Origin of the sequence: Photobacterium proteolyticum (genome assembly GCF_001939735.1) — a bacterium.
In the GTDB taxonomy this organism is placed as follows: domain Bacteria; phylum Pseudomonadota; class Gammaproteobacteria; order Enterobacterales; family Vibrionaceae; genus Photobacterium; species Photobacterium proteolyticum.
This window is the reverse complement of the sequence record NZ_MJIL01000053.1, coordinates 25,790-44,841: the sequence shown is the minus strand read 5'-3', so window position 1 is coordinate 44,841 and position 19,052 is coordinate 25,790. Positions and strand designations below refer to the sequence as shown.

The following is a 19,052-nucleotide window of genomic DNA, read 5'->3' as shown; positions in this document are numbered from 1 at the left end:
GCCGAGCTATATTGAGAAAGATGCGGTTATGAATTGAGATTCAGGTGATCCGCTGCCGGTACAATTATGTATGATGTGTATAGAAATCATGATAGACGTTGCGCCTGAGGGAATAATCCGCAGGTTATTGTAAGGGACACTATGACCAAACAAGGACGGCCAAAGATTTTGGTAGTTTATGCCCACCCGGATCCGCAGGAGTCGGTGGCTAACAATGAGATGCTCAAGGGAATAGAGGATCTCGAGCATGTGACGATACATGATCTGTATGCCGCTTACCCTGATTTTTTCATCGATATAAACCATGAACGGGCGCTGATCCGCCGCCATGACATTATTGTTTTTCAGCATCCCCTCTATATGTATTCCTGTCCGGCTTTGCTCAAGGAGTGGATGGATGTGATATTAAGCAAGGGATTTGCGCACGGCGATGGCATCGAGACCAAAGGCAAATACTGGCGCTCGGTGATCACCACCGGCGGAGCGGCAGAGGCCTATACCCCGGACGGCTATAATCGCTGTAGCATCGCGGAGATCCTAAAGCCTTTTGAGCTGTCTGCCGATTTATGTCAGATGACGTGGCTTGAGCCGCTGGTATTGCACTGGGCAAGACGGATCCCGGCGCAAGAGCTTGAGCAACACGTCCAGAGTTATCGTCACTGGCTCAGCGATCCGCTGGCTGACGGCAAGGAGGCTGACTATGGCCAGTGATGTACTTTCTGTCAGTGTTGTCTTCCTGGCGGCGGCCGTTGTGGCTGTACCGATCGCCCAGCGCCTGGGGCTGGGCTCGGTATTGGGCTATTTGCTGGCCGGTATCGCCATAGGTCCGTGGGGGCTGAGGCTGATCTCTGATGTCGATGCCATTTTGCATTTCTCCGAGTTCGGGGTCGTCCTGCTGTTGTTTCTGATCGGTCTCGAACTGAACCCCAAGAAACTGTGGCAGATGCGCAAGCCGATCCTCGGGCTGGGAGGCAGCCAGGTCGTGGTGACCAGCATAGTGATTGCCGCCATTGTAATGGCCTGCCGGCCGTTTCTTCCCGACATCAGCTGGCGAGATGCCGCAGTGGTCGGCATGGGGTTGGCGCTCTCATCCACGGCCATTGCACTACGGGTGATTGAGGAGCAGAACCTCGACGGCAGCGAAACCGGGCAGTCGGGGTTTGCGGTATTGCTATTTCAGGATATCGCGGTGATCCCGATGCTGGCTGTCCTGCCGGTGCTGGCAGGCGGCGGCGGGGGAAGCTGGCTTGACTTCGCCTGGATGATTGGTGGCATATTGGCGCTGCTGGTGGGCGGACACTTTCTGCTGCGTCCGCTGTTTCGCTGGGTGGTGCTAAGTGGTGTTCGCGAGCTGTTTAATGTAGCTGCCTTGCTATTGGTGATCGGCATTGCGCTTGGTATGCAGTCGCTGGGGCTGTCGATGGCGCTGGGAACATTTCTTGCGGGGGTACTGCTGGCCGAGAGCGAGTATCGCCATGAGCTGGAAATTGCTATCGAACCGTTCAAGGGGCTGTTGCTCGGGCTGTTCTTTATCTCGGTCGGCATGGCGGTCAATCTCGGACTGCTGCTGGAGTACCCGTTACAAATTCTGCTGGCCGTTATCGCCCTGATCTGCGTGAAGGGACTGCTGCTGTATGGACTGGCCCGCTTGTTTGGGATCCGTGCCAAGTCACGCAGCCAGATGGCTGCAATCCTTAGCCAGGGCGGTGAGTTTGCCTTCGTACTGTTCACGGCGGCACTGGGTGAGGGACTGCTCGGTAAAGAGCTGTCGGCTTTCCTGCTGGTGGTGGTGAGTATTTCGATGATGACCACCCCGCTGATCCTGTTGCTTCAGGACAAGTGGTTCATCCGGACATTCAAGGCCGAAGAAGAGTCGCTGGAAAGCGATGTGATTGACCGTGAGCCACGGGTGATCATTACCGGTTTTGGCCGCTTCGGCCAGGTCGTCGGGCGGTTGCTGTTTGCCAACAAGATCCGGGTAACGGTGCTTGAGCGGGATCCGAGCCAGATCCAGTTCCTGCGCAAGTTCGGCTACAAGGTGTATTACGGTGATGCCACTCAGCTTGACTTGTTGCGGGCGGCAGGGGCTGACAAGGCCGAGGCGATAATCATCTGTACCGACGAGCCCGATGAAGTGATGGAGGTCGTTACTCTGTGTCAGCAGTATTTCCCCAATCTCAAAGTGCTGGCACGGGCAAGAAGCCGGGTTGAGGCCCATCAGCTACTTAGCCATGGGGTTGAGTGTTTTTCCCGTGAAACTTTTGCCGGTGCCCTTGATTTAGGTCGCCAGGCCCTCATATCTCTGGGTATGCACCCGTACAAAGCTAAGCGGGCCGAGGCACATTTCCGTAAACTGGATACAACAGCGCTACGGGATTTGTTGCCGCAGCATTCCGAGGATGTGCATCTGGCATCGCGGGCCAAAGAGGCCCGGAAAGAGCTGGAAGAGATTTTCGATCGGGAAATGCGCGGTGAACGTGAGCGGCACAATGGTTGGGACTAGTCAGGCTGTTATGAATGTTTGTCATAACAGCCAGTTGTAAGGGAATGGGTAACATGGCAAAAAAACGATTTATTGCCGGAGCGGTGTGTCCTGAGTGCAAAAAACAAGACACCTTGCGCTGGTGGCAAGAGAATGACGTCGAGATGGTCGAGTGCGTGGAGTGCCATCATACCGACCGTCGGGTGCCGCAATCTGTAGCGGAAAGTGAACAGCTTTCCCCGCAGACCAAGCAGCAAGTAATTGGGATCTTTAAACCCGAATAGCGAGCAGATATTGGCATCAAGGTGCCTTTATCCGTTATTATGCGGGTGAGATTTATATTGAGTGCCGTTTCATCGTGATTGTGCGTCTGCAAGATAGTCACAATGAAACGGTACTATTTACCTATCGGAGTAAACATGAAAGTCACTAAAGACATCGTAGTAAGCCTAGCTTATCAAGTGAAAACTGAAGAAGGCGTGGTTGTTGACCAGTCAACAGCGGATGCACCACTGGATTACCTTCACGGCCACAATAACCTGATTGTTGGTCTTGAGAAGGCTCTGGAAGGTCGTGAAGCCGGTGACAAATTTGAAGTGACTGTTGCTCCTGAAGATGCATACGGTGAGCACGTGGCTGAAATGGTTCAGCGTGTACCTGCAGATGTTTTCCAGGGTGTTGACGAGATCACTGTTGGCATGCGCTTCCTGGCGGATACTGACCAGGGTCCAATTCCTGTAGAAGTAACAGAAGTTGATGGCGACCACGTTGTTGTTGACGGTAACCACATGCTAGCGGGCCAGACGCTGACATTTAACGCTGAAGTTGTTGCACTGCGTGCTGCAACAGAAGAAGAGATCGCTCACGGTCATATTCACCAGGGCGGTGGTTGCTGTGGTGGCGGTAGCTGCGGCGACGACCACGGTCACGACCACAAAGAAGAAGGCGGTTGCTGTGGTGGCGAAGAGAAGGGCGGCTGCGGCTGTTCTCACTAAGCCCTGCGCTTAATCAGTAATAGAAAACGGGAAGCTCAGGCTTCCCGTTTTTTTTGAATCATCAATAATGCGGTGGTGGCGTTTCTTCGGATTCGCTGGCCATGTTCGATGGCTCCATGCCTTTCACCTTGCCGACCATATATTTCAGCTGCACCTGCATTTCGTCGATCAAGAACTGCTGCTTGGTCAGTGCCTGGTTCAGATCTTCGATGGTCTGCTCCTGGAAAGCCTGTTTCATTTCCAGCTCGTCAATTTGAGCCTGTAGTTTGTCGATGTCACTCATAGGGCGAATATGTCCGCGGTTAATCTGTGGTCCAGGCCTGGGCAATGCCGGCGGATGTGCCGGATATAACCTGTCCGTCAGGGGTAATGGCCACATCATACACCACTGCCGCCGGTGGTCGAGTGTCTTGTTGCGGTGCGGCTTCCCAGCGGCCGAGGTTCCCGCCTGTCTTGCTGTCCCACAATTCTATGCGTCTCGCCGGGGTGCCTGTTGCGATCTGAGTGCCGTCATCCGAGAACCGGGCGCTGGACAAGTTTTGCTGACGCAGACGAACAGCCAGCTCGGTCTGCTTCACACCGCTGTTAAGATCCCAGATAAACACATCGTTGCCGCCGTCGGCGGTGAGCGCCAGCTTGCCGTCCCGTTGAAGGGCGACCCGGCTGATCCGTGAAGTATGCTCGAACTGATAGATGATTTGACCGTTGCGGGTATCCCAGAGGTAGGCGTAATAGTCATTGCCGCCCGACAGGGCAAACTGTCCGTTGGCCGACAGGGCAACAGAATTAACTTTTTCTCGATGGGCAAGGAACTCTAGCCGCCGTCCGCTGCCCAAGTCGATGTACAGTGCCTTGCCGTTAGAGAGTCCTAGCAGAATGTGCTGACCGTTGCTTGCTATATCGACATCACGGATGATCCCGTCCGATATGGACCAAAGCCCGTCTGAGCGTCCCCATGCCAAGTCCCACACCGCAAAGTTTTGTGCCGTGGCGGTAATAGCGTAGCGGTTGTTGTCGGAAATACGGCTGGTTAGAACGGTATTGTGATGTGGGTCTTGAGAACCAAAGTCGGCTAACTTTTTGTTTTGCTGTAAATCCCATAGCACGATACCTTGTTCCGTTGAGTGCAGAATGGCAAAGCGGCCGTCTCGGCTGAGGCTAAAGCTGGTGGCACCTTCGGGAGCAATAGACCAGCGCTTGACCTCTGAGCCCGAAAAAAAGCAGCCAGTCAGGGTAATCAGTGCCAAAATAATGCTAAAGGCTTGTATTTTTTTATGCATTAAGGTCTGGTTCCGGTTTGTTTTGCTAAGAGATAAAATGTGGCCAAGCGTATTAAGTCACTGATTAAAAATGATAGTTAGGCAGTGACTTAATACGGTTGGTATTAGTATATTGATATAGCGCGCTTTTCACAGCAATGGTGAAAAGCCGATTATAAAAATGAGGCATTCCCTCATCGATTGATGGAGAAATACATGAAACCTGTTCTAAAGATGTCTGTTTTGGCTGCTACGATCCTACTTGCTGTAGGCTGCCAAGATGAAAAAGCGGCTGAAGCAAAACCTGCAGAACCTGCAAAGGTAGAGCAGGTAGCATCTGAGGCAACGCCGGCAGCATTTGCTTCCGAGGATGAGAAAGCCGCCTATGCGATCGGCGCATCACTGGCGCAATATTTGTCGGCAAACCTGGATCAGCAAAAAGAGCTGGGTCTGGAGCTGGACCGCGAGCACGTACTGGCTGGTGTTAGCGATGTATTTGCAGGCAAGAGCCGCATGACACCGGAAGAAACGCAACAGGCGCTTCAGGACCTGGACAAGCGTGTGTCTGAAATCGTGGCAGCAAAAGCGCAGGCAGAATCCGAGAAGAATATTAAGGCCGGTGAAGAGTACCGTTCCGAGTTTGAAAAGCTGGAAGGCGTGATGAAGACAGACTCTGGTCTTCTTTATCAGGTAGAAACACAGGGCGAGGGTGACAAGCCGGCAGCTACCGATACTGTTAAGGTTCACTATAAGGGTACCCTGACTGACGGTACCGAGTTCGACAGCTCTTACAAACGCAACCAGCCGGCGACATTCCCTCTGAACCAGGTGATCCCTGGCTGGACTGAAGGCGTGCAGCTGATGCAGGTTGGCTCTAAGTTCAAGTTTGTTATTCCGCCAGAGCTGGCATATGGTTCTCAGGCTAACCCGAGTATTCCTGCAAACTCAACCTTGGTGTTTGAAGTTGAACTGCTTGATATCGTCAAGGCTGAAAAACCAGCAGCAGTAACACAGTAAGCGATTGTTCGTTAAGGTTAAATATACCAAAATCGAATAATAAGTAGACAAAACCCGGCTTCTGCCGGGTTTTTTGCTTTATACTGCTAGTTGAATATCCAGATAAAAGTTCAGGCTACTTTCAAAATTCTGATAAACTTGCAAGCAAGATTTGAAATTTTATCCGTTCTATTTATTTTCACGATCTTTGAAGACGGTGAAACTAAATAAAATGGTTTGAGCAAGGAAGATATGACAGTGGTATCTACAGATAACTTTGGCTCTGAAGTCATGATCGAGAGTGATTTGATTGAGCCGCGTGCGTTTAGTGAACATGATTATATCATCTTACGCTCTTACGAGGCCGTGGTGGATGGCCTGGCAGCGCTGATCGGACCGTTTTGTGAGATTGTTTTGCACTCACTGGCCGATCTCAATACATCGGCGATCAAAATTGCTAATGGTGAAAATACTGGGCGTAAGGTCGGATCGCCGATAACTGATCTGGCGTTGCGGATGTTGCGAGATATCGAAGGTTCGGAACGTAACTTCTCCCGAGCTTATTTTACCCGTGCCAAGGGCGGCGATCTGATGAAGTCGATCACCATTGCGATACGCAATGGCGAGGACCGGGTCATTGGTCTGCTTTGTATCAACGTCAATCTGGATGCGCCTTTCTCGCAGATCCTGCAATCCTTTATGCCGACTGATGAAGCCAAGCAGGCTGCATCGAGCGTTAACTTTGCCAGCGACGTCGACGAGCTGGTTGATCAGACGGTCGAGCGAACGATTGAAGAGATCAATGCCGACAAGAATGTGTCTAACAACGCCAAGAACCGCCAGATTGTCATGGAGCTATACGACAAAGGTATTTTCGATATCAAAGATGCGATTAACCGCGTGGCGGAGCGACTGAATATTTCCAAGCACACGGTATACCTGTATATCCGCCAGCGTAAGACTGAGGATGGCGAAAAATGAGCCTGAATTATGTGCTGGTGGTTGACGGGCCGGCATATGGCACCCAGGCTGCCCGCTCGGCTTTTCTGTTTGCCGAGGCACTGATTGAACAGGGGCATCGGCTGTCGCGGGTATTTTTCTATCAGGACGGTGTCCATAACGGTTCATCCCTGTCGGCACCGGCATCGGATGAGTTTGACCTGGTCGCAGGCTGGCAGCAGTTGGCATTAAGCAATCAAATCGAACTCCAGACTTGCGTGGCTGCGGCATTACGCCGCGGGATTATCAGCGAGCAGGAGGCACAGCAAAATAGCTTGCCGGGGCATAATCTGGCCGCGGGGTTTGAGCAGGCCGGGCTAGGCGGGCTTGCCGAGGCGATGCTAACGGCCGATCGGGTTATTCAGTTTTAAGTCTTACCTTTTAAAGAGAACCTATGAAATCGCTAGGCTTTGTATTTCAGAGTGCCCCCCATGGGAGCAGCAGCGGCCGTGAAGGGCTGGATGCCGTCTTGGCGACATCGGCATACTGTGAAAATATCAGTGTGTTCTTTATCGGCGACGGTGTCTTCCAACTGCTGGCCAACCAGCAGCCAGGACAAATATTGTGTCGTGACTATATTGCGACCTTTAAGATGCTGGATCTCTATGATGTCGAGAATATCTACGTTTGTCGTCAGTCGCTGTATGAGCGTTGTATCGAAGACAGTGAGCTGGTTATAGAGGTCGATGTAGTCGATTTGGCAGATATTACGACTAAACTTCATCAGTGTCGGCGAATTCTAAGTTTCTGAGGCCATTATGCTCCACACCATCTCAACATCTCCCTTCCAGACTCAAGATCTGCAACGTTGCCTTCAATATTTGCGCCCAGATGATGAAATTCTGCTATTACAAGACGCTGTTAGTGCCGGAATTGAAAAAAATAGCTGGTGCGAGGCAATAAAAAAGTCGGGTGTAAAAATTTATTTACTGGAAGCCGATCTCGCGGCAAGAGGCTTGACCGATAAAGTTGATAACAGCATTAATGTTATTGATTTTAAAGGGTTTGTTTCGATTACCGAACAGCATGAAAGTCAGCTTAAATGGGGCTGAAGCCAACTAAGAAGTTACATGATATTTGGCTTTTTCCAACTGTTTAAGAAATGATCATCTGATTGATCGCTGTATATATCTTGACACCTATTAGTGCGATGCCTAAAATTTCGCGTCCTCCTGTTGTTGGGAGGCGGATTTTTCACATTTACGAAAGTAATATTTCAGGAGCTATTTAATGGCAACTATTAACCAGCTGGTACGCAAGCCACGTGCAAAGCAAGTTGTTAAAAGCAACGTGCCTGCGCTAGAAGCGTGTCCACAAAAGCGTGGTGTATGTACTCGTGTATACACTACTACTCCTAAGAAACCAAACTCAGCACTACGTAAAGTGTGCCGTGTTCGTCTAACAAACGGTTTCGAAGTAACATCATACATCGGCGGTGAAGGTCACAACCTTCAGGAGCACTCAGTTGTTCTTATCCGCGGTGGTCGTGTTAAAGACCTTCCGGGTGTTCGTTACCACACTGTTCGTGGTGCACTTGACTGTGCAGGCGTTAATGACCGTAAACAAGGTCGTTCTAAGTACGGTGTGAAGCGTCCTAAGTCTTAATGGATTCCGTTAAGTAAGGCCAAACACTAAAATTATTTAATTTTGAAGAAACTGAAAAGTTTTGGATAACCTGAAGAAGACAACGGAGAATATCCATGCCACGTCGTCGCGTAATCGGTCAGCGTAAGATCCTTCCAGATCCAAAGTTCAAATCTGAGCTGCTGGCAAAATTCGTTAACATCCTAATGGTTGACGGTAAAAAATCTACTGCTGAGAAAATTGTTTACACTGCACTTGATGCAATGGCTGAGAAGTCAGGTGAAGAACACCTAGCAGTATTCGAAAAAGCTCTTGAAAATGTACGCCCTGCGGTAGAGGTTAAATCTCGCCGTGTTGGTGGTTCAACTTACCAGGTGCCTGTAGAAGTACGTCCAGTACGTCGTAACGCACTAGCTATGCGTTGGTTGGTTGAAGCTGCGCGTAAGCGTGGTGAAAAATCTATGGCTCAGCGTCTTGCTGCAGAAATGCTAGACGCGGCTGACAACAAAGGTTCTGCTGTTAAGAAACGTGAAGACGTTCACCGTATGGCAGACGCGAACAAAGCGTTCGCACATTACCGCTGGTAATACCGACTTGGCGCAGCAAGCCTGGCTTGCTGCGCCTAAACCATACTCTAAGGTTAACCTTAGTAAGAGGATACAGCCGTGGCTCGTAAAACGCCTATCGAGCGCTACCGTAATATCGGTATTTGTGCTCACGTTGACGCCGGTAAAACAACAACTACCGAGCGTATTCTGTTTTATACAGGCCTGTCTCACAAGATTGGTGAGGTTCACGACGGCGCTGCTACCATGGACTGGATGGAGCAGGAGCAGGAGCGTGGTATCACTATCACTTCTGCTGCTACTACTACGTTCTGGCGTGGTATGGAAGCTCAGTTTCCTGAGCACCGCGTTAACATCATTGACACCCCGGGACACGTTGACTTCACCATTGAAGTAGAACGTTCTCTGCGTGTACTTGATGGTGCAGTTGTAGTTTTCTGTGGTTCTTCGGGTGTTGAACCTCAGTCTGAGACCGTATGGCGTCAGGCTGACAAGTACGAAGTACCGCGTATGGTTTTCGTTAACAAGATGGACCGTGCTGGTGCAGACTTCCTTCGCGTAGTTGACCAGATCAAGAACCGTCTTGGTGCGAATCCAGTGCCAATCCAGCTTAATATTGGTGCTGAAGAAGAATTTAAAGGTGTAGTTGACCTGATCAAGATGAAGACCATCAACTGGTCGGAAGAAGATCAAGGCACAACATTCACCTATGAAGACATTCCAGCAGAGATGCAAGACCTTGCTGATGAATGGCGCATGAACTTAGTTGAATCAGCTGCCGAGGCATCTGAAGAGCTAATGGATAAGTACCTTGAAGAAGGTGAGCTGTCTGAAGAAGATATCAAGGCAGGTCTACGTCAGCGTACACTAAACAACGAAATTGTTCTGGCAACTTGTGGTTCTGCATTCAAGAACAAAGGTGTTCAGGCAGTACTGGATGCGGTTATCGAATTCCTGCCGTCTCCTACGGAAGTAAAAGCTATCCGTGGTGAAGATGAGTTGGGTAACGAAATCGAGCGTCACTCAAGCGATGACGAACCATTCTCAGCGCTTGCGTTCAAGATCGCAACAGACCCGTTCGTTGGTAACCTGACATTCATGCGCGTTTACTCGGGTGTTGTGAACTCTGGTGATTCAGTCTACAACTCTGTTAAAGAGAAGCGTGAACGTTTCGGTCGTATCGTACAGATGCACGCGAACAAACGTGAAGAGATCAAGGAAATCCGCGCCGGTGATATCGCCGCGGCGATTGGTCTCAAAAACGTAACTACTGGTGACACACTGTGCGATCAGGATCATAAAGTGATTCTGGAGCGCATGGAATTCCCGGAACCAGTAATTCAGATCGCGGTAGAGCCGCGTTCTCAAGCTGACCAGGAAAAAATGGGTATCGCGCTGGGTAAACTAGCTGCAGAAGACCCGTCTTTCCGCGTAGAAACTGACGATGAGTCTGGCCAGACACTAATTTCTGGCATGGGTGAGCTTCACCTGGACATCATCGTTGATCGTATGAAGCGTGAATTCAGCGTTGAGTGTAACGTGGGTAAACCTCAGGTTGCATACCGTGAAACCATTCGTGGTAGCACGGAAGTTGAAGGCAAGTTCGTACGTCAGTCTGGTGGCCGCGGTCAGTTTGGTCACGTATGGCTTAAGATCGAACCGTCGGAGCCTGGTGAAGGCTTCGTCTTCGTGGACGAAATTGTGGGTGGTGTTGTACCGAAAGAATTTATCGGTGCGGTATCGAAGGGTGTCGAAGAGCAGATGAACAATGGTGTACTGGCCGGTTATCCGGTACTGGACGTCAAAGCGACTCTGTATGACGGCTCTTACCATGATGTTGACTCGAGTGAAATGGCGTTTAAGATCGCAGGTTCAATGGCATTCAGGAAAGGTGCGCTAGAAGCAAACCCGGTAATTCTTGAGCCGCTGATGAAAGTTGAAGTAACTACTCCGGAAGACTGGATGGGTGATGTTGTCGGTGACCTTAACCGTCGTCGCGGCATGATCGAAGGTATGGAAGAAGGGCCAGCAGGCCTGAAGATTGTCCGTGCCCAGGTACCGCTTTCAGAGATGTTCGGTTACGCAACAGATCTTCGCTCTGCTACTCAGGGTCGTGCTTCTTATTCTATGGAATTCAGTGACTACGCTGAAGTGCCGAAGAATGTTGCAGACCGAATTATTGCAGAACGCTCTTAATTTGATTATTGCGTCAATCGTCGTTGACGCATAAAATACAAACTTCAGACGCGCCCCCTGACCTAGTAGGGGGCGTATCTTAACTAGGAAGGAACACGATCGTGTCTAAAGAAAAATTTGAACGTACGAAACCGCACGTTAACGTTGGTACTATCGGCCACGTTGACCACGGTAAAACTACTCTAACTGCTGCTATCTGTACTACTCTTTCAAAAGTATACGGTGGTGAGGCTAAAGACTTCGCATCTATCGATAACGCTCCAGAAGAGCGCGAGCGTGGTATCACAATCTCTACTTCTCACGTAGAGTACGATACTCCAACTCGTCACTACGCACACGTAGACTGCCCAGGACACGCCGATTACGTTAAAAACATGATCACTGGTGCTGCGCAGATGGACGGTGGTATCCTAGTTGTTGCTGCAACTGACGGCCCTATGCCTCAGACTCGTGAGCACATCCTACTAGGCCGTCAGGTTGGTATCCCATACATCATCGTGTTCATGAACAAGTGTGACATGGTTGATGACGAAGAACTACTAGAGCTAGTAGAAATGGAAGTTCGTGAACTTCTATCTGAGTACGACTTCCCAGGTGACGACTGCCCAGTAATCATGGGTTCTGCTCTTGGCGCACTAAACGGCGAGAAAGAGTGGGAAGACAAGATCGTTGAGCTAGCTGAAGCACTAGACAACTACATCCCAGAGCCAGAGCGTGCGATCGATCGTCCGTTCATCCTACCTATCGAAGATGTATTCTCAATCCAGGGCCGTGGTACTGTTGTAACTGGTCGTGTTGAGCAGGGTATCATCACTGTAGGTGACGAAGTAGAAATCATCGGTATCAAAGAGACCACTACAACTACTTGTACTGGTGTTGAGATGTTCCGTAAGCTTCTTGACGAAGGCCGTGCTGGTGAGAACGTTGGTGTTCTACTACGTGGTACTAAGCGTGACGAAGTTGAGCGTGGTCAGGTTCTTGCTAAGCCAGGTTCTATCACTCCGCACACTACTTTCGAGTCAGAAGTATACGTTCTGTCTAAAGACGAAGGTGGCCGTCACACGCCATTCTTCAAAGGCTACCGTCCACAGTTCTACTTCCGTACAACTGACGTAACTGGTACTATCGAGCTACCAGAAGGCGTTGAAATGGTAATGCCTGGTGACAACATCAAGATGGTTGTTACTCTAATTGCTCCTATCGCGATGGACGAAGGTCTACGCTTTGCGATCCGTGAAGGCGGTCGTACAGTAGGTGCTGGTGTTGTTGCTAAGATCGTTGCTTAATTTGCAATAGTCTAACGACACTAAAAAAAGGGAGCTTCGGCTCCCTTTTTTGTATCTGCAATTTCTCTTTGCGGTATTAACCACTGTTTAGCTGTGTATTTATAGTTAGGCATTTGTGTGTATATATTTTTATCAAAATATTCTTCTATTGCTAATAACAGATCTATCTAAAAACTCCGCAGTTATAAGTAGTAATGGAAACTATTCTCGTTTATATTGCTTCAATCAAGTTTAAAGATGGAAGTGAAATGTACGTTTGCCTCTGCCACGGAATCTCCGACAAGAAAATAATGAAGCTGACACAGCAACACGGTATCACCGATGTTCGTGGTATTCGCCAGATCACCCCTCTGGGCTCGATGTGCGGTAAATGTATCCGGACCGCCAAGGAAGTGATTGAAGAAACTGTTGAAGCCACAAGACTACAAGAAGCCAGCTAATCGGCCCCGATTCTATCTTCTGCAGAGTGTTCATGGTGGGGAAGGGCGAGCAGTTACCGAACGTATAACGAACCAGTAATAGATACTTCCTCTTGATACCATTTCAGCTGGCTGATATTTTCCCGCATCCCGCATCCCGCATCCCGCACTATCTGATTATTTTTGCAACAGGGGTTGCGCTTGAAAATGTGATCTGTATAATGCTCGCCACTGCCTGAGACAATAAGATCTCGTAACTGCAGTTGTGAACCAATAAGCATCGAGGAAGAAGCCGCCAAGCGGTTTGACAATGTACACTCTGACTTATGTTCGCAGTCATTAAATTGACTGACAATGTATCCAAACGGGATACTACGTTCACATAAATCAATCGGCATTCCCTCGATCTATCGAGTGTGAGTGGCGATATTGTTTGTGTAATTTTTATTTGGAGCTCTGTCTCATGCAGAACCAACGTATTCGTATCCGCCTAAAGGCGTTCGATCACCGTCTGATCGATCAGTCTACTGCGGAAATCGTTGAAACAGCTAAGCGTACTGGCGCGCAGGTTAAGGGTCCAATCCCTCTACCTACTCGCAAAGAGCGTTTCACTGTTCTTATTTCTCCTCACGTTAATAAGGACGCACGTGACCAGTACGAAATCCGTACTCACAAGCGCCTTATCGACATCGTTGAGCCAACAGACAAAACTGTTGACGCTCTTATGCGTCTAGACCTAGCTGCTGGCGTTGATGTTCAGATCAGCCTAGGTTAAGGGGAGATAAGAGAATGATTGGTCTAATCGGTCGTAAAGTGGGCATGACCCGCGTATTTACCGAAGATGGCGTTTCTATCCCAGTAACTGTGGTTGAAGTTGAAGCTAACCGCGTTTCTCAGGTTAAATCTGTAGAAACTGACGGCTACAACGCAATCCAGGTAACTACTGGTACTAAGAAAGCTAACCGTGTTTCTAAGCCAGAAGCTGGCCACTTTGCGAAAGCAGGTGTTGAAGCTGGTCGCGGTCTTTGGGAATTCCGTCTAGAAAACAATGAAGAGTTTGCTGTTGGCGCTGAGCTAAACGTTGAACTTTTCAATGACATCAAAAAAGTAGACGTTACTGGTACATCTAAGGGTAAAGGCTTCCAGGGTGGCGTTAAGCGCTGGAATTTCCGCACTCAAGATATGACCCATGGTAACTCCTTGTCTCACCGTGCTCCGGGTTCAATTGGCCAATGTCAAACTCCAGGTCGCGTATTTAAAGGCAAGAAAATGGCTGGTCACATGGGTGCTGAGCGTGTAACGACTCAGAACCTAGAGATCGTACGTGTTGACGCTGAGCGCAATCTGCTTCTTATCAAAGGTGCAGTACCAGGTGCTACAGGTGGCAACGTGATCGTAAAACCAGCTGTTAAAGCGTAACGTCAAGGAGTTAGTAATGGAATTGGTAGTCAAAGGCGCTGATGCGCTAACTGTCTCCGAAACTACTTTTGGGCGTGATTTCAATGAAGCGCTTGTACACCAGGTAGTTGTTGCTTACGCAGCAGGTGCTCGTCAAGGTACACGTGCTCAGAAAACTCGTTCTGACGTTTCTGGTGGTGGTGCTAAACCATGGCGCCAGAAAGGTACAGGCCGCGCTCGTGCAGGTACAATCCGTAGCCCACTATGGCGTACAGGTGGTGTAACTTTCGCTGCTCGTCCACAGGACCACAGCCAGAAAGTTAACAAGAAAATGTACCGTGGTGCTATGAAGAGCATTCTTTCTGAGCTAGTTCGTCAAGAGCGTCTAATCGTTGTTGATAACTTCTCTGTAGAAGCACCTAAAACTAAAGAGCTAGTAGCTAAGCTGAAAGAGCTTGAGCTTACTGATGCTCTAATCGTAACTGGCGATCTAGATGAGAATCTATTCCTGGCTGCACGTAACCTCTACAAAGTAGACGTACGTGACGCTGCGGCAATTGACCCAGTTAGCCTGATTGCTTTCGATAAAGTTGTGATGACTGCTGAAGCAGTTAAGCAAGTTGAGGAGATGCTAGCATGATCACTGAAGAGCGTATTCTAAAAGTTCTACGTGCTCCGCACATCTCTGAAAAAGCGACAATGGCTGCAGAAAACGGTAACACTATCGTATTCAAAGTAGCTATGACAGCAACTAAGAAAGAGATCAAAGCAGCAGTTGAAAAACTGTTCGAGGTTGAAGTTAAGTCTGTAAATACTCTTGTAGCCAAGGGTAAGACCAAGCGTCAAGGTATGCGTGAAGGCCGTCGTAGCGACTGGAAAAAAGCGTATGTTATCTTGAAAGAAGGTCAAGACATCGACTTCGCTGGTAGTGCAGAGTAAGGCTAGGAGCAAAGAAGAATGGCTATTGTAAAATGTAAGCCGACTTCCCCAGGTCGTCGCCACGTAGTTAAAGTGGTTAACTCTGACCTGCATAAGGGTAAGCCGTACGCACCTCTACTAGAGAAAAAATCTAAGTCAGGTGGTCGTAACAATAACGGTCGTATCACAGTACGTCACATCGGTGGTGGTAACAAACAACACTACCGTATGATTGACTTCAAGCGTACTAAAGATGGTATCCCAGCGAAAGTTGAGCGTCTTGAATACGATCCAAACCGTAGCGCAAACATTGCTCTAGTTCTGTACGCAGACGGTGAGCGCCGCTACATCATCGCACCTAAAGGTCTTCAGGCGGGTGATACCATCCAGTCTGGCGCAGATGCTGCTATCAAAGTTGGTAACACTCTACCAATGCGCAACATCCCAGTAGGTTCAACAGTACACTGTGTTGAGCTTAAGCCTGGTAAAGGTGCTCAGCTGGCTCGTTCAGCTGGTGCATACGCTCAGATCGTTGCACGTGCAGGCACTTATGTGACTCTACGTCTACGTTCTGGTGAAATGCGTAAAGTGCTTTCTGAAGGTCGTGCGACCCTTGGTGAAGTTGGTAACGCAGAACACATGCTACGTGAGCTAGGTAAAGCTGGTGCTTCACGCTGGCGCGGTGTTCGTCCAACTGTCCGTGGTGTTGTAATGAACCCAGTTGATCACCCACACGGTGGTGGTGAAGGTCGTACATCAGGCGGTCGTCACCCAGTTACACCTTGGGGTGTTCCTACTAAGGGTTACAAGACTCGTAAGAACAAGCGTACCGACAAGTACATCGTACGTCGTCGTAATAAGTAATATATATCAGAGGATAAGCCATGCCACGTTCTCTCAAGAAAGGTCCTTTTATTGACCTGCACTTGCTGAAGAAGGTAGAGAAAGCGGTGGAAAGCGGTGACAAAAAGCCTGTTAAGACTTGGTCCCGTCGCTCAATGATCATCCCTCAGATGATCGGTTTGACCATCGCTGTCCATAATGGTCGTCAGCACGTTCCTGTTTTCGTTTCTGAAGAAATGATCGGTCACAAGCTAGGCGAATTTGCACCAACACGCACTTACCGTGGCCACGCTGCGGATAAGAAAGCTAAGAAGCGCTAAGAGGAGTATAGGTAATGGAAGCTATCGCTAAACATCGCTTTGCTCGCATCTCACCGCAGAAAGCTCGTTTGGTTGCTGATCAACTGCGCGGTAAGCCAGTTGCTCAAGCTCTAGAAATTCTTCAGTTCAGCAACAAGAAAGCTGCTGATCTAATCAAGAAAGTTCTAGAGTCAGCTATCGCTAACGCAGAACACAACGAAGGCGCAGATATTGATGATCTATCAGTAGCTAAAATCTTCGTTGACGAAGGTCCTACCATGAAGCGTATTATGCCTCGTGCTAAAGGCCGTGCCGATCGCATCTTGAAGCGTTCTAGCCACATCACTGTTGTTGTAGCAGACCGCTAAGAGACTAGGAGAGAAAGCAATGGGTCAAAAAGTACATCCTAATGGTATTCGTCTTGGCATCGTTAAGCCATGGAATACCACTTGGTTTGCTAACAGCCAAGAGTTCGCTGACAACCTAGACGGCGACTTCAAGGTACGTCAGTTCCTTACTAAAGAACTGAAAAAAGCGTCTCTATCACGCATCGTTATCGAGCGTCCTGCTAAGAGCATCCGTGTGACTATTCACACTGCTCGTCCAGGCGTTGTTATCGGTAAGAAAGGTGAAGACGTAGAGAAACTACGCGCTCGCGTTGCTAAGATCGCTGGTGTTCCAGCTCAGATCAACATCGCTGAAGTTCGTAAGCCAGAGCTAGACGGTCAACTAGTTGCAGACAGCATTTCGTCTCAGCTAGAGCGTCGTGTTATGTTCCGTCGCGCTATGAAGCGTGCAGTTCAGAACGCTATGCGTCTTGGCGCTAAAGGTATCAAGGTTGAAGTAAGCGGTCGTCTAGGCGGCGCTGAAATCGCACGTTCTGAGTGGTACCGTGAAGGTCGTGTACCTCTACACACTCTTCGTGCTGACATTGATTACGCAACTTCTTCGGCTCACACCCAATACGGTGTAATCGGCGTTAAAGTTTGGATCTTCAAAGGTGAAGTTCTAGGCGGTATGCCAATTGAAGAGCCTAAGGCTGACAAGCCTAAGAAGCAGCGCAAAAGCCGTAAATAAGGAGTTTATTGATGCTGCAACCTAAACGCACTAAATTCCGCAAGACTTTTAAAGGTCGTAACCGCGGTCTAGCGAACGGTACTGATGTAAGCTTCGGTTCATTTGGTCTTAAAGCAGTTGGCCGTGGCCGTATCACTGCTCGCCAGATCGAAGCAGCTCGTCGTGCTATGACTCGTCATATCAAACGTCAGGGCCAAATCTGGATCCGTATCTTCCCAGACAAACCTATCACATCTAAGCCTCTTGAAGTTCGTCAAGGTAAAGGTAAAGGTAACGTAGAGTACTGGGTTGCACAGATTCAACCAGGTAAGGTTCTATATGAGATGGATGGTGTTCCTGAAGAACTAGCTCGTGAAGCATTCAAACTTGCTGCACGTAAGCTACCTATCAAGACTACATTCGTAAATAAGGCGGTGATGTGATGAACGCACAAGATCTGCGCGCTAAAAGCGTTGAAGAACTGAATGCTGAGCTTGTGAACCTGCTACGTGAACAGTTCAACCTGCGCATGCAGGCTGCGACTGGTCAACTACAGCAGACTCACACTCTAAAAGCTGTACGTCGCGATATCGCACGTGTTAAAACCGTTCTGACTGAGAAGGCTGGCGCATAATGAGCGAACAAATTCGTACTCAGCTTGGTCGTGTTGTTAGCGACAAAGGCGACAAGTCTATTGTTGTTGCAATCGAGCGTAAAGTGAAGCACCCGATCTACGGTAAGTACATCACTCGCACGACTAAACTTCACGCACATGACGAAAACAACGAGTGTGGCCTAGGCGACACTGTTGAGATTCGTGAGTGCCGTCCAATGTCTAAGACTAAGTCTTGGACACTGGTACGTGTAGTTGAAAAAGCTCGCGTATAAGCGAACTTAGCAACTAATTAATACAGCGGCCCCGAAAAAAATTTGGGGCCGTTTATTTTTTGTCTACCCATCGGTCGAAAATGGTGTTATTATTCGCCGCCTTTGAAGAAAAGGCCTATCGACCCGAGATGGGTCCAGATGTTTAAAATAAGCGGAGCACTAACATGATCCAAATGCAAAGTACGCTTGACGCAGCCGATAACTCCGGCGCTCGTCGCGTAATGTGTATTAAGGTTCTGGGTGGTTCTCACCGCCGTTACGCACACATCGGTGATATCATCAAGATTACTGTGAAAGAAGCAATTCCTCGCGGTAAAGTTAAGAAAGGTGATGTCCTGAAGGCGGTGGTTGTTCGCACCCGTAAAGGCGTTCGTCGTCCAGACGGCTCTGTCATTCGCTTCGACCGTAATGCTTGTGTATTGTTGAACGACACTACAGAGCAACCGATCGGTACTCGTATCTTTGGCCCAGTGACGCGTGAACTTCGTAATGCGAAATTCATGAAAATCGTATCACTAGCGCCAGAAGTACTGTAAGGAGTAACAAAATGGCAGCTAAAATCCGTCGCAACGACGAAGTTATCGTTCTTACCGGTAAAGATAAAGGTAAGAAAGGTAAAGTAACTAAGGTCCTAGCAACCGGTAAAGTTATCGTTGAAGGTATCAACATGGTTAAGAAACACCAGAAGCCGGTTCCGGCAATGGGTGTTCAGGGTGGCATCGTAGAGCAAGAAGCTGCGATCGACGCCTCAAATGTTGCAATCGTAAACGGTGAAGGTAAAGCGGACCGTGTAGGCTTCCGATTCGAAGACGACAAAAAAGTTCGTTTCTTCAAATCGACTGGCGAAACTATCAAGTAATTCTGGAGT

The 19,052-nt window shown here is 49.0% G+C and carries 29 protein-coding genes; 27 read left to right on the top strand and 2 right to left on the bottom strand.

The features are described 5' to 3' along the window. Positions 1 to 141 precede the first annotated feature (141 nt). From kefG to slyD, 4 genes are all read left to right on the top strand, one after another. Positions 142 to 711: a glutathione-regulated potassium-efflux system ancillary protein KefG gene (gene kefG, locus BIT28_RS07115; RefSeq protein WP_075762936.1), complete on the top strand. Its 570-nt coding sequence runs from the start codon at positions 142 to 144 to the stop codon at positions 709 to 711. Further along, complete coding sequence (kefB, locus tag BIT28_RS07110) at positions 701 to 2,503, top strand: glutathione-regulated potassium-efflux system protein KefB (RefSeq protein ID WP_075762935.1); 1,803 nt, start codon at positions 701 to 703, stop codon at positions 2,501 to 2,503. Before kefG ends, kefB begins: the two co-directional genes overlap by 11 nt. A gap of 53 nt (positions 2,504 to 2,556) precedes the next feature. Next, complete coding sequence (locus BIT28_RS07105) at positions 2,557 to 2,766, top strand: YheV family putative zinc ribbon protein (protein ID WP_075763042.1); 210 nt, start codon at positions 2,557 to 2,559, stop codon at positions 2,764 to 2,766. A 135-nt stretch (positions 2,767 to 2,901) separates the two neighbouring features. Continuing rightward, positions 2,902 to 3,477 carry a peptidylprolyl isomerase gene (gene slyD / locus BIT28_RS07100; RefSeq protein ID WP_075762934.1) on the top strand — a complete coding sequence of 192 codons (576 nt, stop codon included), beginning with the start codon at positions 2,902 to 2,904 and terminating at the stop codon, positions 3,475 to 3,477. 61 nt (positions 3,478 to 3,538) lie between these two features. Here the strand turns inward: slyD and BIT28_RS07095 are convergent, their stop codons facing one another. Together BIT28_RS07095 and BIT28_RS07090 are read right to left on the bottom strand one after the other, a co-directional pair. Beyond that, the gene (locus BIT28_RS07095; RefSeq protein WP_075762933.1) at positions 3,539 to 3,760 is read right to left on the bottom strand and encodes a SlyX family protein; all 222 of its coding nucleotides are present in this window, start codon (positions 3,758 to 3,760) and stop codon (positions 3,539 to 3,541) included. Between the two features lie 19 nt (positions 3,761 to 3,779). Next, positions 3,780 to 4,757 (bottom strand): WD40 repeat domain-containing protein, encoded by a 978-nt coding sequence (locus tag BIT28_RS07090; protein WP_075762932.1) that lies wholly within the window; start codon positions 4,755 to 4,757, stop codon positions 3,780 to 3,782. Positions 4,758 to 4,952: 195 nt separating this feature from the next. On the opposite strand from BIT28_RS07090, the gene fkpA reads away from it, so the two are divergent. From fkpA to rplX, 23 genes are all read left to right on the top strand, one after another. Then, a complete protein-coding gene (gene fkpA, locus BIT28_RS07085) occupies positions 4,953 to 5,753 on the top strand; it encodes an FKBP-type peptidyl-prolyl cis-trans isomerase (protein ID WP_075762931.1) in 801 nt (266 codons plus the stop codon). A gap of 237 nt (positions 5,754 to 5,990) precedes the next feature. Beyond that, positions 5,991 to 6,713 carry a helix-turn-helix transcriptional regulator gene (locus BIT28_RS07080; RefSeq protein ID WP_075763041.1) on the top strand — a complete coding sequence of 241 codons (723 nt, stop codon included), beginning with the start codon at positions 5,991 to 5,993 and terminating at the stop codon, positions 6,711 to 6,713. Next, on the top strand, positions 6,710 to 7,102 hold the full coding sequence (gene tusD, locus BIT28_RS07075) for a sulfurtransferase complex subunit TusD (protein WP_075762930.1): 393 nt from the start codon (positions 6,710 to 6,712) through the stop codon (positions 7,100 to 7,102). The genes BIT28_RS07080 and tusD overlap by 4 nt, the downstream gene beginning before the upstream one ends. Before the next feature lie 23 nt (positions 7,103 to 7,125). Beyond that, positions 7,126 to 7,482: a sulfurtransferase complex subunit TusC gene (tusC, locus tag BIT28_RS07070; protein WP_075762929.1), complete on the top strand. Its 357-nt coding sequence runs from the start codon at positions 7,126 to 7,128 to the stop codon at positions 7,480 to 7,482. 7 nt (positions 7,483 to 7,489) lie between these two features. Then, positions 7,490 to 7,783, top strand: a complete 294-nt coding sequence (tusB, locus tag BIT28_RS07065; protein WP_075762928.1) for a sulfurtransferase complex subunit TusB — start codon at positions 7,490 to 7,492, stop codon at positions 7,781 to 7,783. A 178-nt stretch (positions 7,784 to 7,961) separates the two neighbouring features. Beyond that, complete coding sequence (gene rpsL, locus BIT28_RS07060) at positions 7,962 to 8,336, top strand: 30S ribosomal protein S12 (protein ID WP_004399892.1); 375 nt, start codon at positions 7,962 to 7,964, stop codon at positions 8,334 to 8,336. 95 nt (positions 8,337 to 8,431) lie between these two features. Beyond that, on the top strand, positions 8,432 to 8,902 hold the full coding sequence (gene rpsG / locus BIT28_RS07055) for a 30S ribosomal protein S7 (protein ID WP_047877869.1): 471 nt from the start codon (positions 8,432 to 8,434) through the stop codon (positions 8,900 to 8,902). 78 nt (positions 8,903 to 8,980) lie between these two features. Further along, positions 8,981 to 11,077 (top strand): elongation factor G, encoded by a 2,097-nt coding sequence (gene fusA, locus BIT28_RS07050; RefSeq protein WP_075762927.1) that lies wholly within the window; start codon positions 8,981 to 8,983, stop codon positions 11,075 to 11,077. Positions 11,078 to 11,178: 101 nt separating this feature from the next. Then, a complete protein-coding gene (gene tuf / locus BIT28_RS07045) occupies positions 11,179 to 12,363 on the top strand; it encodes an elongation factor Tu (RefSeq protein WP_075762926.1) in 1,185 nt (394 codons plus the stop codon). A gap of 248 nt (positions 12,364 to 12,611) precedes the next feature. Beyond that, positions 12,612 to 12,803, top strand: coding sequence for a (2Fe-2S)-binding protein (locus BIT28_RS07040; RefSeq protein ID WP_075763040.1), 192 nt, complete (start codon positions 12,612 to 12,614; stop codon positions 12,801 to 12,803). Positions 12,804 to 13,245: 442 nt separating this feature from the next. Further along, a complete protein-coding gene (gene rpsJ / locus BIT28_RS07035) occupies positions 13,246 to 13,557 on the top strand; it encodes a 30S ribosomal protein S10 (RefSeq protein WP_002541412.1) in 312 nt (103 codons plus the stop codon). A gap of 14 nt (positions 13,558 to 13,571) precedes the next feature. Then, the gene (gene rplC, locus BIT28_RS07030; protein ID WP_075762925.1) at positions 13,572 to 14,201 is read left to right on the top strand and encodes a 50S ribosomal protein L3; all 630 of its coding nucleotides are present in this window, start codon (positions 13,572 to 13,574) and stop codon (positions 14,199 to 14,201) included. Between the two features lie 16 nt (positions 14,202 to 14,217). After that, the gene (rplD, locus tag BIT28_RS07025) at positions 14,218 to 14,820 is read left to right on the top strand and encodes a 50S ribosomal protein L4 (RefSeq protein WP_075762924.1); all 603 of its coding nucleotides are present in this window, start codon (positions 14,218 to 14,220) and stop codon (positions 14,818 to 14,820) included. Continuing rightward, positions 14,817 to 15,119, top strand: a complete 303-nt coding sequence (rplW, locus tag BIT28_RS07020; protein WP_075762923.1) for a 50S ribosomal protein L23 — start codon at positions 14,817 to 14,819, stop codon at positions 15,117 to 15,119. The genes rplD and rplW overlap by 4 nt, the downstream gene beginning before the upstream one ends. A gap of 18 nt (positions 15,120 to 15,137) precedes the next feature. Beyond that, positions 15,138 to 15,962: a 50S ribosomal protein L2 gene (gene rplB, locus BIT28_RS07015; protein ID WP_075762922.1), complete on the top strand. Its 825-nt coding sequence runs from the start codon at positions 15,138 to 15,140 to the stop codon at positions 15,960 to 15,962. Between the two features lie 20 nt (positions 15,963 to 15,982). After that, positions 15,983 to 16,261 carry a 30S ribosomal protein S19 gene (gene rpsS, locus BIT28_RS07010; protein ID WP_007469141.1) on the top strand — a complete coding sequence of 93 codons (279 nt, stop codon included), beginning with the start codon at positions 15,983 to 15,985 and terminating at the stop codon, positions 16,259 to 16,261. 14 nt (positions 16,262 to 16,275) lie between these two features. Beyond that, positions 16,276 to 16,608: a 50S ribosomal protein L22 gene (gene rplV, locus BIT28_RS07005; RefSeq protein WP_007469139.1), complete on the top strand. Its 333-nt coding sequence runs from the start codon at positions 16,276 to 16,278 to the stop codon at positions 16,606 to 16,608. A 19-nt stretch (positions 16,609 to 16,627) separates the two neighbouring features. Then, positions 16,628 to 17,317 (top strand): 30S ribosomal protein S3, encoded by a 690-nt coding sequence (gene rpsC / locus BIT28_RS07000; RefSeq protein WP_075762921.1) that lies wholly within the window; start codon positions 16,628 to 16,630, stop codon positions 17,315 to 17,317. Between the two features lie 11 nt (positions 17,318 to 17,328). Continuing rightward, a complete protein-coding gene (rplP, locus tag BIT28_RS06995) occupies positions 17,329 to 17,739 on the top strand; it encodes a 50S ribosomal protein L16 (RefSeq protein WP_075762920.1) in 411 nt (136 codons plus the stop codon). Next, entirely contained in the window at positions 17,739 to 17,930 is a 192-nt protein-coding gene (gene rpmC / locus BIT28_RS06990; protein WP_007469134.1) for a 50S ribosomal protein L29, read from the top strand. Before rplP ends, rpmC begins: the two co-directional genes overlap by 1 nt. After that, positions 17,930 to 18,184 (top strand): 30S ribosomal protein S17, encoded by a 255-nt coding sequence (rpsQ, locus tag BIT28_RS06985; RefSeq protein WP_075762919.1) that lies wholly within the window; start codon positions 17,930 to 17,932, stop codon positions 18,182 to 18,184. The genes rpmC and rpsQ overlap by 1 nt, the downstream gene beginning before the upstream one ends. A 164-nt stretch (positions 18,185 to 18,348) precedes the next feature. Continuing rightward, positions 18,349 to 18,720: a 50S ribosomal protein L14 gene (gene rplN, locus BIT28_RS06980; RefSeq protein ID WP_075762918.1), complete on the top strand. Its 372-nt coding sequence runs from the start codon at positions 18,349 to 18,351 to the stop codon at positions 18,718 to 18,720. A gap of 11 nt (positions 18,721 to 18,731) precedes the next feature. Then, positions 18,732 to 19,043: a 50S ribosomal protein L24 gene (rplX, locus tag BIT28_RS06975; RefSeq protein WP_075762917.1), complete on the top strand. Its 312-nt coding sequence runs from the start codon at positions 18,732 to 18,734 to the stop codon at positions 19,041 to 19,043. Positions 19,044 to 19,052: the final 9 nt, after the last annotated feature.

What these genes read in the sequence shown, in the direction of transcription:
- rpmC (WP_007469134.1), top strand. Translation starts at nt 17,739, where the DNA reads ATGAACGCACAAGATCTGCGCGCTAAAAGCGTTGAAGAACTGAATGCT.
- kefG (WP_075762936.1), top strand. Translation starts at nt 142, where the DNA reads ATGACCAAACAAGGACGGCCAAAGATTTTGGTAGTTTATGCCCACCCG.
- rpsJ (WP_002541412.1), top strand. Translation starts at nt 13,246, where the DNA reads ATGCAGAACCAACGTATTCGTATCCGCCTAAAGGCGTTCGATCACCGT.
- rpsS (WP_007469141.1), top strand. Translation starts at nt 15,983, where the DNA reads ATGCCACGTTCTCTCAAGAAAGGTCCTTTTATTGACCTGCACTTGCTG.
- BIT28_RS07105 (WP_075763042.1), top strand. Translation starts at nt 2,557, where the DNA reads ATGGCAAAAAAACGATTTATTGCCGGAGCGGTGTGTCCTGAGTGCAAA.
- rpsL (WP_004399892.1), top strand. Translation starts at nt 7,962, where the DNA reads ATGGCAACTATTAACCAGCTGGTACGCAAGCCACGTGCAAAGCAAGTT.
- rpsQ (WP_075762919.1), top strand. Translation starts at nt 17,930, where the DNA reads ATGAGCGAACAAATTCGTACTCAGCTTGGTCGTGTTGTTAGCGACAAA.
- rpsC (WP_075762921.1), top strand. Translation starts at nt 16,628, where the DNA reads ATGGGTCAAAAAGTACATCCTAATGGTATTCGTCTTGGCATCGTTAAG.
- BIT28_RS07095 (WP_075762933.1), bottom strand. Translation starts at nt 3,760, where the DNA reads ATGAGTGACATCGACAAACTACAGGCTCAAATTGACGAGCTGGAAATG.
- rplX (WP_075762917.1), top strand. Translation starts at nt 18,732, where the DNA reads ATGGCAGCTAAAATCCGTCGCAACGACGAAGTTATCGTTCTTACCGGT.
- rplP (WP_075762920.1), top strand. Translation starts at nt 17,329, where the DNA reads ATGCTGCAACCTAAACGCACTAAATTCCGCAAGACTTTTAAAGGTCGT.
- rplV (WP_007469139.1), top strand. Translation starts at nt 16,276, where the DNA reads ATGGAAGCTATCGCTAAACATCGCTTTGCTCGCATCTCACCGCAGAAA.
- rplW (WP_075762923.1), top strand. Translation starts at nt 14,817, where the DNA reads ATGATCACTGAAGAGCGTATTCTAAAAGTTCTACGTGCTCCGCACATC.
- rplN (WP_075762918.1), top strand. Translation starts at nt 18,349, where the DNA reads ATGATCCAAATGCAAAGTACGCTTGACGCAGCCGATAACTCCGGCGCT.
- slyD (WP_075762934.1), top strand. Translation starts at nt 2,902, where the DNA reads ATGAAAGTCACTAAAGACATCGTAGTAAGCCTAGCTTATCAAGTGAAA.
- kefB (WP_075762935.1), top strand. Translation starts at nt 701, where the DNA reads ATGGCCAGTGATGTACTTTCTGTCAGTGTTGTCTTCCTGGCGGCGGCC.
- fkpA (WP_075762931.1), top strand. Translation starts at nt 4,953, where the DNA reads ATGAAACCTGTTCTAAAGATGTCTGTTTTGGCTGCTACGATCCTACTT.
- tusB (WP_075762928.1), top strand. Translation starts at nt 7,490, where the DNA reads ATGCTCCACACCATCTCAACATCTCCCTTCCAGACTCAAGATCTGCAA.
- rplC (WP_075762925.1), top strand. Translation starts at nt 13,572, where the DNA reads ATGATTGGTCTAATCGGTCGTAAAGTGGGCATGACCCGCGTATTTACC.
- tusC (WP_075762929.1), top strand. Translation starts at nt 7,126, where the DNA reads ATGAAATCGCTAGGCTTTGTATTTCAGAGTGCCCCCCATGGGAGCAGC.
- tusD (WP_075762930.1), top strand. Translation starts at nt 6,710, where the DNA reads ATGAGCCTGAATTATGTGCTGGTGGTTGACGGGCCGGCATATGGCACC.
- BIT28_RS07090 (WP_075762932.1), bottom strand. Translation starts at nt 4,757, where the DNA reads ATGCATAAAAAAATACAAGCCTTTAGCATTATTTTGGCACTGATTACC.
- rplD (WP_075762924.1), top strand. Translation starts at nt 14,218, where the DNA reads ATGGAATTGGTAGTCAAAGGCGCTGATGCGCTAACTGTCTCCGAAACT.
- rpsG (WP_047877869.1), top strand. Translation starts at nt 8,432, where the DNA reads ATGCCACGTCGTCGCGTAATCGGTCAGCGTAAGATCCTTCCAGATCCA.
- BIT28_RS07040 (WP_075763040.1), top strand. Translation starts at nt 12,612, where the DNA reads ATGTACGTTTGCCTCTGCCACGGAATCTCCGACAAGAAAATAATGAAG.
- rplB (WP_075762922.1), top strand. Translation starts at nt 15,138, where the DNA reads ATGGCTATTGTAAAATGTAAGCCGACTTCCCCAGGTCGTCGCCACGTA.